The sequence below is a fragment of the Streptomyces sp. NPDC090127 genome, assembly GCF_044746945.1.
GTDB lineage: Bacteria > Actinomycetota > Actinomycetes > Streptomycetales > Streptomycetaceae > Streptomyces.
Map to the genome: position 1 here is coordinate 1,034,589 of NZ_JBIVDE010000001.1, position 15,054 is coordinate 1,049,642.

Below are 15,054 nucleotides of genomic sequence, written 5' to 3' on the forward strand. Positions count from 1 at the left end.
AACCGGTGCACGGTTCGAGGCCCCTCCGTCATCGCCTGTCGCTGTGGACGGTCCGACGGACGCCGGATCAGATCCAGCTCAGCTCCCAGAGCCGCCAGATCCCGGTGCCGTCGGTGAGGTACTGCGAGCCGGCGATCTCGGTGGTCGCCAGGACGTAGTCCTTCTTCTGCCAGAGCGGGACCAGGGGGACGTCCTTCGCGACCTCCGACTGGATGTCCTCGAAGTCGTTGACGGCCGCCGCCCGGTCGCTGTACTGCTGCGTCGCCGAGATCAGCGAGTCGATCTTCCGGCTGGAGAAGCCGTTGTGCATGGCGTTGCCCGCGCCCACGAGCGGGGCGGTGAAGCTGTCGGAGTCCGGGAAGTCGGGCAGCCAGCCGACGGGGTACGCGTCGTACTCGCCCTTCGCGTACGCCTTCTGGAAGTCCTGCCACTCGGCCTCGACGAGCTTCACCTTGAACAGGCCGGTCGCCTGCAGCTGCTTCTGGAGCTCCTTCGCCTCGGCGGCGTAGGTGGCGTCCTTGCGGTAGCCGAGGGTGAAGGTCACCGGCGTCTCGACGTCCGCGTCCTCGAGCAGCTCCTCGGCCTTCTTCCCGGACGGCTCGGGGTACGCGTCGTAGAAGGAGGTGCTGTGGCCGTTGAAGCCCTGCGGAATGAGGGAGTACAGCGGCTCGACCGTGCCGTGGTAGGCGCCGGTGACGATCGCCGGGCGGTCGACGACGGCGGCGACGGCCTGCCGGACCTCCTTCTTCGCCATCGGGGAGCCGGGCTTCACGTTGAAGTAGAGGTTGCGGACCTCGGCGGTCTGCGCCTCCGTGATCCGGGCGGAGTCCTTGCTCTCGCTCGCCTCGGAGAGGAACTCCGGCGGCATCTGCCGGTGCGCGACGTCGACCTGCCGGGTCTTCCAGGCGGTCGCGAGCTGCTCGGACTCCGTGAAGTACTTCACGACGACCGTGGCGCCGGCCTTGGCCGCGCCCCGGTAGTTCGGGTTGGGCTCCAGGCGCGCGCTCTCGCCGGGCTTGAACTCCTTGAGGACGTACGGACCGGAGCCGTCGACCGTGTTGCCGTCGCGCAGCCGCTTCGCGGGGTACTGGCCGCTGTCCACGATCGATCCGGCGCCCGTGGCGAGCTTCAGCGGGAAGGTCGCGTCCCGGCTGTTCAGGTGGAAGGTGACCTTCTGCCCGTCGGCCACGACGCTCTTGAGCGTCGGGAAGAGCGGCGCGGGACCGGTGTCCGACTTGATGCTCAGAATCCGCTCGAAGGAGTGCTTGACGTCCTCGCCGGTCACCTTGCGGCCGTTGGAGAAGGTCAGGTCGTCCCGCAGCTCGCACTGGTACGTCGTGAGCCGCGCGCCGACGAACTTGCAGCTCTTGGCGGCGTCCGGGACGGGCGTGACGACGCCCGGCTTGAAGCTCAGCAGCGTCTGGTAGACGTTGCTGTACATCGCCCAGGAACCGGCGTCCCAGGCACCGGCCGGATCGAGTGAGGTCACCTCGTCCGTGGTGCCGATGGTGATCGGATCGGTCCGGACGTCGTCGGACGGGAGCAGTTGCCAGCCCCCCACCCCGGCGACCGCCAGAACTCCACAAGTGATGAGGATCCGAAGACGGACCGTCGACCGCATCGCCGTGCTTCCTTCATGTCGAGCCCACCCCTGCCGCGGCGGCTCCCAGCCATGCCGCGATGGCGTCACCCAATCACACGGGCTTCACAAGTGGAAGAGGAAACCTTCACGATGCAGCTATATGTCCGAGATGAGACATGGAGGGATCGAACGGTACGTATCGCCCCCTGCGCGATGAGTGATGTCTTCCGCTCGCGCGGCCTCACCCGCGGCTTGTCATGCCTGCCGTGAAGCCAGCTGTACGAGGGTGATGTCGGAGGGCGCGCCGACCCGGACCGGGGGTCCCCAGGCGCCGGCTCCGCGGGAGACGTACAGCTGGGTGTCGCCGTACCGTTCGAGCCCCGCGACGGTCGGGTTGGCCAGCTCGGCGAGGTAGTTGCCGGGCCAGAGCTGTCCGCCGTGGGTGTGGCCGGAGAGCTGGAGGTCGACGCCGTGGCGGACGGCGTCGTCGATGACGATCGGCTGGTGCGCGAGGAGGACGGCGGCCTTCGTACGGTCGCGGTCGCCGAGCGCGGCGGCGAAGTCCGGGCCCTGGCCCTCGCTCTCGCCGGCGATGTCGTCGACCCCGGCGAGGTCGAAACCGGCCGCGATCTCCAGGCGTTCGTTGCGCAGCGGGCGCAGGCCGAGCTCACGGACGTGGTCGACCCAGGCGTCGGCGCCGGAGAAGTACTCGTGGTTGCCGGTCACGAAGAACGAGCCGTGCCGGGCCCTGAGCCGCGCGAGCGGTTCGGCGGCCTGGCCGAGGTTCTCGACGGTGCCGTCGACGAGGTCGCCGACGACGGCGATCAGGTCGGGCTGGGTGGAGTTGATGGAGTCCACGATGCGCTGGGTGTGGGCGCGGCCGAGGACGGGCCCGAGGTGGATGTCGGACACGACGGCGATCCGGTACCCGTGCAGGGCGCGCGGAATCCTGGCCAGCGGCACGGTCACCCGCTTGACGCGCGGGCCACGCAGGACGCCGTACGTCCCGTACCCGACGGTCCCGAGGGCGGCGGCGGCCGCGGCTCCGCCGACGACACGCGACACGAACAGCCGCCGGGAGACGGCGGTGGCGCCGGGGGCGTGCGGGGAGGACCCGGCCTCGGTCTTGGCCTCGATGGTGGCCCCGGCCCGGTCCTCGGTGTCGGGGGGCGCGCCCTGGCCGTTCGCGGTGGGGACCGGGACGGGAGGGGCGGCCGGCTGGGCCGAGGCGGCGGCTGGGGCCGGAGTCGGGGCGGAGGGCGCGGCCGGGGCGGAGGGCGCGGCCGGGGCCGAGGTCGAGGCCGAGGTCGAGGTAGCGGCCGGGGCCGAGGTCGAGGTCGAGGTCGAGGTCGAGGTCGAGGTCGAGGTCGAGGCCGGGGTCGAGGTCGAGGTCGAGGCCGAGGCCGGGGCCGAAGTCGAGGGCGCCGCCGGGGTCGTGGCCGAAGCCGGGGTCGGCGCCAGGACCGAGGCCTGGGCCTGGGCCTGGGCCGTACGGTCGGTCGCCCCGCGCTCCAGCGCGCGCCGCAGCAGCGGGCGTACGGCCTCCCCGACGACGAGGGCGAGGGTCACGTACAGCAGCACGGCCAGCCAGAGGAAGCCCGGCCAGGCCACGACCTGCTGGAGCCAGAAGGGGGCGCCCGCCCGCGCCGAGGACAGGGCCGCGACCGAGAGCGCGGGCAGGACGAAGGCGGCGGCCGTCCCCAGGCGCCGCGCCACGCTCCCCCGCGCGGTGACATCGCGCACCAGGCGCCGCCACACGTACCAGTGAACCCCGCCCAGGAGGCTCAGGGCCACGACAGCCACCAGCAGAAAGCCGAGCACGCGCCCCACCCCTATCCGCGTTCGCGCCGCAATGCGCGCACGCCACGCAACCCGATCGCGCCGACCACCGTCCCCAGAACAAAGGACGTGATGGCGAGCAGCAGATGAACCCAGAAGTAGGCCGTCGGGTCGCCCGCGTCGTCGAAGGCGAGACCGCTCCCGTCGTTCCACAGGTTCTTGACGAAAGTGATCCAGATGAACCAGCTCCACACCCCGAAGGCGAGCAGGAACCAGGAGACCGGCCGGCTGAGCTTCATACCCCCAGTATCACCACCGGTCCCAGAGGCCTCGGCGCCGGGGCGTCCGGGGCCGGGGGGCAGGGCGGAGCGTCGGGCGGGGCGCGGGCCGGAGCACCGAGGGGAGGGCCGAGGGGAGGGCCGGGCGGAGCTCCGCGCGGAGGGCCGGGCGCGTCCGAGTGGTCGCCTGTGGGCCAACCGCCTGGCGGGGTTCGGTTCGTTGTCGGGTACCTGTACGTTTTCGATCGTGTCTGCTTCGAAGACGACCGCCCGGGCGGTCCTTGCCGCCGCGTTGCTCCCCCTCCTCGCCGCCGTCCCCGCCCATGCGGACACGGCGGACAGCAAGAAGGAGGACCAGCAGCCCAAGCCACCCGCCCTCATGTCCTCCGTCGGAGGGTCGCTGCTGAGCAGGCCCGGCACGCAGGTGAACCTCGCGCCCGGGGTTCCGGTGCTGCCCAAGGAGCTGAGCGCGCGGTCGTGGATCGTCGCGGACGCCGAGACCGGTGCCGTGCTCGCGGCGCACAACTCCCACTGGCCGCTGGCGCCCGCCTCGACGCTCAAGATGCTCTTCGCCGACACGGTCCTGCCCAAGTTCCCCAGGACGGCGAACCACACCGTCACCGCCCAGGACCTGGCCGGGCTCGGCGCGGGCTCCAGCCTCGTCGGGATCAAGGAGAAGCAGAGCTACACGGTCCACGACCTCTGGCTCGGCGTCTTCCTTCGCTCCGGCAACGACGCCGTGCGGGTGCTCTCCGCGATGAACGGCGGCATCGAGAAGACCGTCACGGACATGAACGCCCGCGCCGACGAGCTCCAGGCCCTCGACACCGAGGTCGTCTCGCCGGACGGCTACGACGCCCCGGGCCAGGTCTCCTCCGCGTACGACCTCACGCTGATCGCCCGCAGCGGCATGCAGAAGCCGGACTTCCGGGAGTACGCCGCGACCTCCCGCGCCCCCTTCCCCGGCGAGCTCAAGCCGGGCAAGAAGCGCGAGACCTTCGAGATCCAGAACACCAACCGGCTGCTCACCGGCGACCTCGGCGTCGCGCCCTACCAGGGCATCGCGGGCGTCAAGAACGGCAGCACGACGCACGCCGGCTCCACGTTCACCGGCGTTGCGGAACGCAACGGCAAAGTCCTGCTCGTGACGGTGATGAACCCGTCCTCCAAGGAGCAGTACGCGGTCTACAAGGAGACCGCGCGGCTCCTCGACTGGGGCTTCGCGGCGTCCGGGAAGGCCGTGCCGGTCGGCGAGCTGGTCGCGCCGAAGTCCGCCGTCACGGGCCCGGGCACCGGAAGCGACGGCTCGGCCGCTCCGGCGCCGGGCAAGGACGCGCCCGGCGCGGACACCGCCGCGAACGTCGCCGCGGCGGAGCGGCCGGGTGGCGTGGGGACCGCCCTCGCCGTGGTCGGCGGGGTCCTGCTGCTGCTCGCGGGCGGCGTCTTCCTCGTCAACCGCCGCTGGCCGCTGGGCCGCCCTCGGCCGTCCGGCCCGGACGCCGCCCCGGACGCTCAGGAGGCTCAGGAGTCGCCGAGCTCCCCGAGCTCTCCGGACTCGTCGGACGCGCAGGGCTCTCCGGACCCGTCGGACGCTCCGAGCTCCCAGGTTCCCCCGAGCTCTCAGGTTCCCCCGAGCTCCCAGATTCCCCCGAGCTCTCCGGACGCTCGGGATCGGACCGTGACCCCGTAGCCGTCCAGGCGGCGCAGAACAGCAGCAGCTTCGCGGTGAAGTTGATCCAGAGCAGCAGCGCGACCGGCACGCCGAACGCGCCGTACATCGACTTCGCCGCGACCTCCCGCATGTAGCCGCCGATCAGCAGCTTCAGCAGCTCGAAGCCGATCGCGCCGATCACCGCCGCCACCACCAGGCGGCGGCGCGGCGGCTGGACGCCGGGCAGCAGCGTCAGCATGTAGAGCAGGATGAGGAAGTCCGCGAGGGCGGCCACGGCGATGGCGGCGATCTGGAGCAGGATGCCGCCTGCCCCCGAGTCGGGGATGCCGACCCGGTCGGCGGTCCAGCCGACCGCCGTCGAGCCGAGCCAGGACGCGGCGAGCGTGCACAGCCCGACCCCGCCGAGCCCGACGAGCACGACCGCGTCCTTGGCCTTGCGCAGGACGGGGTTGCCCTCGTCCTCGTCGTCCATGCCCCAGACGGCGCGCAGGCAGTCCCGCATCGAGCCGACCCAGCCGATGCCGGTGAAGAGCAGCAGCGCGCCCGCCACGAGGCCGACGGTGCCGGCGTTGTCCACGAGACCGCCGATGTTGAGCTGGTCGGAGATGCCGGGGACCTGCTCGGAGATCTTGTCCTCGATCGTGTCCAGCTGCTCCTTGCTCAGCAGCGCGGCGCCGATCGCGGCGGCGACGGTGATCAGCGGGAAGAGCGCGAGGAAGCTGAGGAAGGTGATCGCGGCGGCGAGCCGCGCCCAGTGCACGGATTCCAGGGTCTCGTACGAACGCCAGGCGTGGGTCCGCATGAGCCGGGCGGCCCAGGGGCCGATGACGGGGAGCTTGGTCAGCCAGTCCATGTCGTACGCGTACCCCTCGATCCGCCGGATGAGCGGAAGACGATCGTCCGAGTGCCCCAGAATCGCAGACAGGTGGCGAGAACCCCGCTGATAACGGGTCCTGACACCGTGTCGGACCTCCCGACGTGGGGCCCGAGGCCGGGGTCGGGGGCTCTCACAGGTCCGCGACCGCCATGCCGTACATCGCCGCCCAGGCGAGCCCGATGACGGCGAGCGGGCGGTCGCGCAGGACGACGTCCTCCGGGGCCCCGGCGGCGCCGCGGTCGGCGAAGACGGCGTAGCGCAGGACGGCGAGGATGAACGCGATCACGGAGAGCTGGCGCCAGGGCAGCAGCGAGCCGGTGGCGACGCCGCCGCTCTCCAGCGCCCACAGGCAGTAGCCCAGGACGGCGACACCGGCCGCCAACTGCCAGACGAAACGCAGGTACCCGGTCGTGTACTGGGTGAGCAACGCGCGCGTGGCGCCCTGCGCGGCCTCCATCTGGACGGCCTCGGAGTAGCGCTTGGCGGCGACCATGAAGAGGGCGCCGAAGCCGGTGGTGATCAGGAACCAGCGGGAGAGCGGGATCGCGAGCGCGACCCCGCCGATCATCGCCCGCATGAGGAAGCCGGTGGTGACGACGGCGAGGTCGACGACGAGGACGTGCTTGAGGCGCAGGCAGTACGCGCACTGCATGACGAGGTACGCGATGAGGAGCGCGGCGGTCATGGGGTTGCACAGGACCGCGCTCGCGACGGCGGCCCCGGCGGCGAGGAGCGCGCCGGTGGCGTACGCGAGGGGGACGGGGACGAGGCCCGCGGCCACCGGGCGGCGGCACTTGACGGGGTGGGCGCGGTCGGCGGCGGCGTCGCGGGCGTCGTTGACCAGGTAGACGGCGGCGGCGGCCGCCGTGAACAGGGCGAAGACGAGGGCGAGTCGGGCTGCGGTGTGCCAGGAGACGAGCTGCCCGGCCGCGACGGGCGCGGCGACGACGAGCACGTTCTTGACCCACTGCCGGGGCCGCGCGGTCCTGACGAGCCCGACGACCGTCGCGGTCGGCTGTCGGCCGAGGCGCCCGCGGCGCCGTTCCCGTACGGCGACGGGCTTGTCGAGGACGGCGGCGAGGCCGGTGGTGGCACGGTCAGCCACGGCCGCCTCCGGGGGGCGCAGGACACGTGGGGCCGGGCGCCCGGAGCCAGGCGCGGCCCAGGGTGGCCGTCACGGCCCCCAGGAGGGCGCCCGCCGCCACGTCCGACGGGTAGTGCACGCCGACGACGAGACGGGAGAGGCACATCGCGGCGGCCACAGGGGCGGCGAGGCGGCGGGCGGTCGGGTGGAGCGCGCCGAAGGCGACGGCGGCCGCGACGGCGGAGGTGGCGTGGGAGCTGGGGAAGGAGTGCCGGCCCGCCGTGCGGACCAGGGGCGCGTACTCCGCCGCCCCCGGGCGTGGCCGCCGTACCACCCGCTTCACGCCCATGCTGGCCAGCTGGGCCCCGGCGGTCAGGGCCGTCCCGCGCAGCCAGGCCGCCCGCCGTTCCGGGTCCACCGCGGCGCAGGTGAGCCCGGCGGCGAGCCAGAGGGCGCCGTGCTCGCCGCCGAAGGACAGCGCACGAGCGGCCCCCGCCACGGAGGCCCGGGCCCCGCAGCCCCGCAGCACGCCGAGCACCCGCCGCTCGGCGGCGACCACGGCCCCGGCCATGTCCGCGTCTCGCATCGGCTCCGCCTCCCGGATCCCGGTCGACTCCGCCGTCGGCCCGGTCGAGCTGGTCGAACTGGTCGAACTGGTCGACCAGGGGTGACTCTGACCGGGCGTCAGGCGGACCGCACGGCAATCTTTCCTGACACTCCTTTAATCACCCATTTCGGCGAACCGCCGGACATACCCGGCATAACACATAGGTCGGGCGATACGGTCGCCTCCATGGCTGTCCACACCGATGCCGAGCCCCTCACCGGCTGGGGCCGCACCGCCCCCACCCTCGCGCGCGTGCACCGCCCCCGCACCTACGAGGAGGCCGCCGACGTCGTCCGCACCTGTGGCGCCCGAGGGACCGTCGCGCGTGGTCTCGGCCGCGCCTACGGCGACGCCGCGCAGAACGCCGGGGGCTCCGTCCTCGACATGACCGGCCTCGACCGCATCCGCTCCGTCGACGCCGTCGCCGGTGTCGTCGTCTGCGACGCGGGCGTCAGCCTGCACCGGCTGATGGAGGTCCTGCTCCCCCTCGGCTGGTTCGTCCCGGTCACCCCCGGGACCCGGTACGTCACCGTCGGCGGGGCGATCGGCGCCGACATCCACGGCAAGAACCACCATGTCTCCGGCTCCTTCGGCCGCCATGTGACCTCCCTCGAACTCCTCACCGCCGACGGCGGGATCCACACCGTCGTCCCCGGCACCGACCTCTTCGACGCCACCACCGGCGGCATGGGCCTGACGGGTGTCATCCTCTCCGCGACCCTCCGGCTGCTCCCCGTCGAGACCTCCCTCATGGCCGTCGACACCGAACGCGCCACGGATCTCGACGACCTGATGGCCCGGCTCACCGCCACCGACGACCGGTACCGCTACTCGGTCGCCTGGATCGACCTCCTCGCCCGCGGCGCCGCCACCGGCCGGTCCGTCCTCACGCGCGGCGACCACGCCCCGTACGACGCGATCCCCGTCCGGGACCGCCGCTCCCGCCGCGCGCCGCTCGCCTTCCGGCCGGGGCAGCTGCCGGCCGCGCCCGCGCTCGTCCCCGAGGGGCTGCTCGGCCGCACGAGCGTCAGCCTGTTCAACGAGCTCTGGTACCGCAGGGCGCCCCGCCGCCGCACCGGCGAGCTCCAGCGGATGTCCGCCTTCTTCCACCCCCTGGACGGCGTCCCGCACTGGAACCGGATCTACGGGCGCGGTGGCTTCGTCCAGTACCAGTTCGTCGTCGGCCACGGCCACGAGGAGACCCTGCGCCGGATCGTGAAGCGGATCGCCCGGCGTGGCTGTCCGTCGTTCCTCGCCGTCCTGAAGCGCTTCGGTACGGGCGACCCGGGCTGGCTCTCGTTCCCCGTGCCCGGCTGGACGCTCGCGCTCGACATCCCGACCCGGCTCTCCGGCCTCGGCGCGTTCCTCGACGAGCTGGACGAGGAGGTGGCGGACGCGGGCGGCCGGGTCTACCTCGCCAAGGACTCGCGCCTGCGGCCCGAGCTGCTGCACGCGATGTACCCGAGGCTCGCCGACTTCCGCGCGCTGCGCGCCGCGCTCGACCCGCGTTCCGTGTTCACGTCGGACCTCTCCCGTCGTCTCGCCCTGTGATTGCCCACTGAGGAGTTTGATCGCCATGAAGGACGCCTTCGGCACCCCGCAGTCCCTGCTCCTGCTCGGCGGCACGTCCGAGATCGGGCTCGCCACCGCCCGTCGGCTGATCGCCCGCCGCACCCGTACGGTCTGGCTCGCCGGCCGTCCCTCGCCCGCCCTGACGGCCGCCGCGGACTCGCTGCGCGCGCTCGGCGCGGAGGTGCGGACGGTGCCGTTCGACGCGCTCGACACGGAGTCGCACGAGGAGCGGCTCGGCAAGATCTTCACCGAGGGCGACATCGACATGGTGCTGCTCGCCTTCGGGATCCTCGGCGACCAGGCGCACGACGAGGCCGACCCGCTCGCCGCCGTCCGGGTCGCCCAGACCAACTACACGGGCGCGGTCTCGGCGGGCCTGATCTGCGCGGGCGCGCTCCAGGCGCAGGGCCACGGCTCGTTGGTGGTGCTCTCGTCGGTGGCCGGGGAGCGCGCCCGCCGCGCGAACTTCATCTACGGCTCGTCCAAGGCGGGCCTGGACGCGTTCGCCCAGGGCCTGGGGGACGCGCTCCAGGGGACCGGGGTGCACGTGATGGTCGTACGCCCCGGATTCGTCCGCTCACGGATGACGGCCGGCCTGGAGGAGGCCCCGCTGGCGACGACGCCGGAGGCGGTCGCCCTGGCGATCGAGCTGGGGCTGCGGCGCCGGTCGGAGACGGTGTGGGTGCCGGGGGCGCTGCGGATGGTGATGTCGGCGCTGCGGCACGTACCGAGGCCCCTGTTCCGCCGACTGCCGGTCTGAGACGACCTGAGGCTCTGGCGGTGAAGGGGGCGCCTCGGCGGAGGGGAGGACCGCGGCCGGGGTCAGCTCGCCGACGGGGCGGGTTCGTCGACCGGTGCACAGCCCTGGGCAGGGACTCCGGAGGCCTGCCGGCCGTCGCCGAACTCGAAGACGCGGAGCTTGCGCCACACCCCGTCCGCGCCCTGCTCGTACAGGGCGAAGGAGGAGCAGGTCCAGGCGGCCTCGAAGTCGGCCAGCTCCTCGTACGCCCGGTCCATCGCCTCCTCGGCGATGGCGTGGGCGACGGTGACGTGCGGGTGGTACGGGAACTGCAGCTCCCGCACGAGCGGCCCGGCCTCGTCCCGGACCCGCTCCTGGAGCCAGCCGCAGGAGGAGACGCCCTCGGCGAGCCTCACGTAGACGACCGGGGAGAGCGGGCGAAACGTTCCCGTGCCGCTCAGCCGGACCGGGAAGGAGCGGACACCGGCGGCGACCTCGGCGAGATGCGCCTGGATCGCGGGCAGCCGCTCCTCGTCCACCTCGGTCGGCGGGACGAGGGTGACGTGCGTGGGGATGCCGTGCGCGGCAGGGTCCCCGAAGCCGGCGCGCAGCTCCTGGAGCAGGCTGCCGTAGGGCTCCGGGACCGCGATCGAAACGCCGAGCGTTACGGTCCCCACGTCGTTCTCCTCCGTAGTCGTGTCCATTCGGGAAAGTGTGGTGCAGCCGCCAGTGTGCGGCCTGCACCGCCCCTGAGGCCAGAGTCCTCGGACTCAGTGCTTCGCGGGCAGGAAGCCCACCCGCTCGTACGTCTGCGCCAGGGTCTCCGCGGCGACCGCGCGGGCCTTCTCCGCACCCTTGGCCAGCAGGGAGTCCAGCGTCTCCGGGTCGTCCAGGTATTCCTGCGTACGGCTGCGGAACGGCGTGACGAAGTCCACCATGACCTCCGCCAGGTCGGTCTTCAGCGCCCCGTACATCTTGCCCTCGTAGCTCGTCACCAGGTCCGGGACGCTCGTCCCCGTGAGCGTGGACATGATCGAGAGCAGGTTGGAGACGCCGGCCTTGCCCACCGGGTCGAAACGGATGACCGTGTCGGTGTCGGTGACGGCGCTCTTGACCTTCTTCGCGGTCACCTTCGGCTCGTCGAGGAGGTTGATCAGGCCCTTCGGCGTGGACGCCGACTTGGACATCTTGATCGTCGGGTCCTGGAGGTCGTAGATCTTCGCCGTCTCCTTCAGGATGTACGGCGCCGGGATCGTGAACGTCTCGCCGAAGCGGCCGTTGAACCGCTCGGCCAGGTCGCGGGTCAGCTCGATGTGCTGGCGCTGGTCCTCGCCGACCGGGACCTGGTTGGCCTGGTAGAGCAGGATGTCGGCGACCTGGAGGATCGGGTACGTGAAGAGTCCGACGGTGGCCCGGTCGGAGCCCTGCTTGGCGGACTTGTCCTTGAACTGGGTCATGCGGGAGGCCTCGCCGAAGCCGGTGAGGCAGTTCATGACCCAGCCGAGCTGCGCGTGCTCGGGGACGTGGCTCTGGACGAAGAGCGTGCAGCGCTCCGGGTCGAGACCGGCGGCGAGCAGCTGCGCGACGGCGAGCCGGGTGTTCGCGCGGAGCTCGGCCGGGTCCTGCGGGACCGTGATCGCGTGCAGGTCCACCACCATGTAGAAGGCGTCGTGGGACTCCTGCAGCGCGACCCACTGACGGACGGCACCGAGGTAGTTGCCGAGGTGGAACGAGCCTGCGGTGGGCTGGATTCCGGAGAGCACGCGAGGACTGTCAGAGGCCATGCTCCACATTCTCTCAGGTGCGGGAGGCGATCCGTGCGGGCACCTTGCGGCGCCACTGCTGGCCATCCCCGTGTGCCCACCCGTCCCGCCCAGCGGGACGATCGCCCACACGGTGGGGGGCGGGCCGGGTCGGGTCGGCACGGCGGGGGGCCTCCGCCCACGCGAGGGCCCTGGGGGCGACGGTCGCGGGGCACGGCGTGGGTCAGGTCGGGAGGCCTGGGGCCGGGTACGCGGTCATCAGCGCCGCCACCTCCGCGCGGATCCCCCGCAACGCCTCCTCGTCGCCCGAGCCCGCCGCCGCCACACCCCGGTCGATCCACTCGGCGACCTGGGCCATGCGCGCCGTGCCGAGGCCCCGGGAGGTGAGGGAAGGGGTGCCGATGCGGAGGCCGGAGGGGTCGAAGGGCTTCCGGGGGTCGTAGGGGACGGTGTTGTGGTTGACGACGATCCCCGCACGGTCGAGGGCCTTGGCCGCGATCTTGCCGGGGACCTCCTTGCGCGTGAGGTCCATCAGGATCAGGTGGTTGTCGGTACCGCCGGAGACCAGGTCGAAGCCGCGGTCGAGGAGCGCCTCGGCGAGGGCCTTGGCGTTGGCGACGACCGCGTGGGCGTAGGCGCGGAAGGACGGCCGGGACGCCTCGCGCAGGGCGACGGCGATGCCGGCGGTGGTCTGGTTGTGCGGGCCGCCCTGGAGCCCGGGGAAGACCGCCTTGTCGAGGGCCTTGGCGTGCCGCTCCCGGCACATCAGCATCGCGCCGCGCGGGCCGCGCAGGGTCTTGTGGGTGGTCGTCGAGATGACGTCGGCGTACGGCACCGGGGAGGGATGGGCGCCGCCCGCGATCAGGCCGGCGATGTGGGCGATGTCGGCGACGAGGACGGCCCCGGCCTCGCGGGCGATCTCCGCGAAGGCGCCGAAGTCGATCGTGCGGGGCAGCGCGGTGCCCCCGCAGAAGATCACCTTCGGGCGCTCCTTGAGAGCGAGCTCGCGGACCTCGTCGAAGTCGATGAGCCCGGTGTCCCGGCGTACGCCGTACTGCACGCCCCGGAACCACCGGCCGGTCGCGGAGACGCCCCAGCCGTGGGTGAGGTGGCCGCCCATCGGCAGCGCCATGCCCATCACGGTGTCGCCGGGTTCGGCGAAGGCGAGGTGGACGGCGAGGTTCGCGGGGGAACCGGAGTAGGGCTGGACGTTGGCGTGCTCGACGCCGAAGACCGCCTTGGCGCGCTCGACGGCGAGGGTCTCGACCTGGTCGATGTTCTGCTGGCCCTCGTAGTACCGGCGGCCGGGGTAGCCCTCGCTGTACTTGTTCTGCAGGACCGTGCCGGAGGCCTCCAGGAGGGCCTCGGAGACGTAGTTCTCGCTGGGGATCAGGCGCAGGGTCTCGGCCTGCAACCGCTCCTCGGCGCCGACGAGCGCGGCGAGTTCGGGGTCGGCGGCGGCGAGGGCGGGGTGGCGGTGGTCGGGGGCGAGCGGGTGGGGCGTGGCGTGCGTCGTGGCGTGGGGCGTCGCGTGCGTCGTGGCGTGGGGCGTGGCGTGCGTCGTGGCAGGGGTCATCGCGTCGGTCACGGCGTTCCTCCGGGCGTTGCGGCGGATCCCGGGGCACTGCGAAGGACGCGGCACCACACGGGACGGGGTCCTTGTGGTGCCCAGGCGGGCGGCACCGCGTGTGGTCTGCCGCGCACGGGTCCCCCGGGGTCGATTCCCCGTACGCCAGTCGCCGTGCGTGTTCTCAGACTAGCTGGCGCGCCGACGCAGAGGTTTCCTCGTCCGGCATCCGAGCGACGATAGGAAAGGGAGCCACACACGCCCCACCCCGCAGGACGAACGGAGATCCCGTGTCGAGTACGCAAGACGCGATCGCTTCCGCGGAGGCGCACAGCGCGCACAACTACCACCCCCTGCCCGTCGTCGTCGCCTCGGCCGACGGGGCCTGGATGACCGACGTCGAGGGGCGCCGTTATCTCGACATGCTCGCCGGGTACTCGGCGCTCAACTTCGGGCACGGCAACCGTCGCCTGATCGATGCCGCCCGGGCGCAGCTGGAGCGGGTGACGCTCACGTCGAGGGCGTTCCACCACGACCGCTTCGCGGAGTTCTGCTCGCGGCTCGCGGAGCTGTGCGGCAAGGACATGGTCCTGCCGATGAACACGGGCGCCGAGGCGATCGAGACGGCGGTGAAGACCGCCCGGAAGTGGGGGTACGAGGTCAAGGGCGTCCCGGACGGGCACGCGAAGATCGTCGTCGCGGCGAACAACTTCCACGGCCGGACGACGACGATCGTCAGCTTCTCCACGGACCACGAGGCCCGCGACCACTACGGCCCGTACACGCCGGGCTTCGAGATCGTCCCGTACGGCGATCTGACGGCGATGGAGGCCGCGGTCACCGCCCACACGGTGGCGGTGCTGATCGAGCCGATCCAGGGCGAGGCCGGGGTCCTCGTCCCGCCGACCGGGTATCTGCGCGGGGTGCGGGAGTTGACCCGCGAGCGGAACGTGCTGTTCATCGCGGACGAGATCCAGTCGGGCCTCGGCCGGACCGGGCGGACGTTCGCGTGCGAGCACGAGGGCGTGGTGCCGGACGTGTACGTCCTCGGCAAGGCGCTGGGCGGCGGTGTCGTACCGGTCTCGGCGGTGGTGGCGGACCGGGACGTGCTGGGGGTGTTCCGGCCGGGTGAGCACGGCTCGACGTTCGGCGGGAACCCGCTGGCGTGCGCGGTGGCCCTGGAGGTGGTCGCGATGCTGCGGACGGGCGAGTACCAGCAGCGTGCGGCGGAGCTGGGCGAGCACCTGCACGCGGAGCTCGGGCTGCTGGTGGGCGGGGGCGCGGTGGAGGCGGTGCGCGGACGTGGCCTGTGGGCCGGGGTGGACATCGCGCCGTCGCGGGGCACGGGCCGGGAGATCTCGGAGAAGCTGATGGAGCGGGGGGTGCTGGTGAAGGACACCCACGGCTCCACGATCCGGATCGCGCCGCCGCTGGTGATCAGCAAGGAGGACCTGGACTGGGGCCTGGATCAGCTGCGTTCGGTGCTCTCGGCCTGAGGCCCACGTCCTTGGAGGGGGCCGGGCCGTCCGGGAGG

At 72.5% G+C, this 15,054-nt stretch carries 12 protein-coding genes, 1 pseudogene and 1 riboswitch; of the genes and pseudogenes, 4 read left to right on the forward strand and 9 right to left on the reverse strand.

The features are described from left to right. Nucleotides 1-67: 67 nt before the first annotated feature. The 3 genes from ACIPPS_RS04595 to ACIPPS_RS04605 all read right to left on the reverse strand — a co-directional run bounded on the left by ACIPPS_RS04595 (nucleotide 68) and on the right by ACIPPS_RS04605 (nucleotide 3,660). Nucleotides 68-1,621 carry an ABC transporter substrate-binding protein gene (locus ACIPPS_RS04595; protein WP_401426755.1) on the reverse strand — a complete coding sequence of 518 codons (1,554 nt, stop codon included), beginning with the start codon at nucleotides 1,619-1,621 and terminating at the stop codon, nucleotides 68-70. A gap of 216 nt (nucleotides 1,622-1,837) precedes the next feature. Continuing rightward, nucleotides 1,838-3,403: a metallophosphoesterase gene (locus ACIPPS_RS04600; RefSeq protein WP_401426757.1), complete on the reverse strand. Its 1,566-nt coding sequence runs from the start codon at nucleotides 3,401-3,403 to the stop codon at nucleotides 1,838-1,840. A gap of 11 nt (nucleotides 3,404-3,414) precedes the next feature. Further along, nucleotides 3,415-3,660: an SCO4848 family membrane protein gene (locus tag ACIPPS_RS04605; RefSeq protein WP_362413633.1), complete on the reverse strand. Its 246-nt coding sequence runs from the start codon at nucleotides 3,658-3,660 to the stop codon at nucleotides 3,415-3,417. Nucleotides 3,661-4,018: 358 nt separating this feature from the next. Here ACIPPS_RS04605 and ACIPPS_RS04610 point away from each other — a divergent pair. Then, a pseudogene (locus ACIPPS_RS04610) lies at nucleotides 4,019-4,741 on the forward strand (D-alanyl-D-alanine carboxypeptidase family protein); the annotation flags it as partial. A gap of 349 nt (nucleotides 4,742-5,090) precedes the next feature. On the opposite strand, the gene ACIPPS_RS04615 reads toward ACIPPS_RS04610, so the two are convergent. The 3 genes from ACIPPS_RS04615 to ACIPPS_RS04625 all read right to left on the reverse strand — a co-directional run bounded on the left by ACIPPS_RS04615 (nucleotide 5,091) and on the right by ACIPPS_RS04625 (nucleotide 7,858). Further along, the gene (locus tag ACIPPS_RS04615) at nucleotides 5,091-6,164 is read right to left on the reverse strand and encodes a YhjD/YihY/BrkB family envelope integrity protein (RefSeq protein ID WP_401426760.1); all 1,074 of its coding nucleotides are present in this window, start codon (nucleotides 6,162-6,164) and stop codon (nucleotides 5,091-5,093) included. A 154-nt stretch (nucleotides 6,165-6,318) separates the two neighbouring features. Further along, complete coding sequence (locus ACIPPS_RS04620; protein WP_401426762.1) at nucleotides 6,319-7,293, reverse strand: decaprenyl-phosphate phosphoribosyltransferase; 975 nt, start codon at nucleotides 7,291-7,293, stop codon at nucleotides 6,319-6,321. After that, nucleotides 7,286-7,858 carry a phosphatase PAP2 family protein gene (locus tag ACIPPS_RS04625; protein WP_401426764.1) on the reverse strand — a complete coding sequence of 191 codons (573 nt, stop codon included), beginning with the start codon at nucleotides 7,856-7,858 and terminating at the stop codon, nucleotides 7,286-7,288. Before ACIPPS_RS04625 ends, ACIPPS_RS04620 begins: the two co-directional genes overlap by 8 nt. Before the next feature lie 207 nt (nucleotides 7,859-8,065). On the opposite strand from ACIPPS_RS04625, the gene ACIPPS_RS04630 reads away from it, so the two are divergent. Then, on the forward strand, nucleotides 8,066-9,430 hold the full coding sequence (locus tag ACIPPS_RS04630) for an FAD-binding protein (RefSeq protein ID WP_401426767.1): 1,365 nt from the start codon (nucleotides 8,066-8,068) through the stop codon (nucleotides 9,428-9,430). A 25-nt stretch (nucleotides 9,431-9,455) separates the two neighbouring features. Next, entirely contained in the window at nucleotides 9,456-10,211 is a 756-nt protein-coding gene (locus ACIPPS_RS04635) for a decaprenylphospho-beta-D-erythro-pentofuranosid-2-ulose 2-reductase (RefSeq protein ID WP_401426770.1), read from the forward strand. A gap of 62 nt (nucleotides 10,212-10,273) precedes the next feature. Here ACIPPS_RS04635 and ACIPPS_RS04640 read toward each other — a convergent pair whose 3' ends face one another. The 3 genes from ACIPPS_RS04640 to glyA all read right to left on the reverse strand — a co-directional run bounded on the left by ACIPPS_RS04640 (nucleotide 10,274) and on the right by glyA (nucleotide 13,529). Then, entirely contained in the window at nucleotides 10,274-10,867 is a 594-nt protein-coding gene (locus ACIPPS_RS04640; RefSeq protein WP_401427215.1) for a 2'-5' RNA ligase family protein, read from the reverse strand. 93 nt (nucleotides 10,868-10,960) lie between these two features. Further along, nucleotides 10,961-11,974, reverse strand: a complete 1,014-nt coding sequence (gene trpS / locus ACIPPS_RS04645) for a tryptophan--tRNA ligase (protein ID WP_401426772.1) — start codon at nucleotides 11,972-11,974, stop codon at nucleotides 10,961-10,963. A 202-nt stretch (nucleotides 11,975-12,176) separates the two neighbouring features. Next, nucleotides 12,177-13,529: a serine hydroxymethyltransferase gene (glyA, locus tag ACIPPS_RS04650; protein ID WP_401427217.1), complete on the reverse strand. Its 1,353-nt coding sequence runs from the start codon at nucleotides 13,527-13,529 to the stop codon at nucleotides 12,177-12,179. Between the two features lie 83 nt (nucleotides 13,530-13,612). Next, nucleotides 13,613-13,703, reverse strand: a riboswitch (ZMP/ZTP riboswitch). A 107-nt stretch (nucleotides 13,704-13,810) separates the two neighbouring features. Here glyA and rocD point away from each other — a divergent pair. Then, the gene (rocD, locus tag ACIPPS_RS04655; protein ID WP_401426775.1) at nucleotides 13,811-15,016 is read left to right on the forward strand and encodes an ornithine--oxo-acid transaminase; all 1,206 of its coding nucleotides are present in this window, start codon (nucleotides 13,811-13,813) and stop codon (nucleotides 15,014-15,016) included. Nucleotides 15,017-15,054 lie beyond the last annotated feature (38 nt).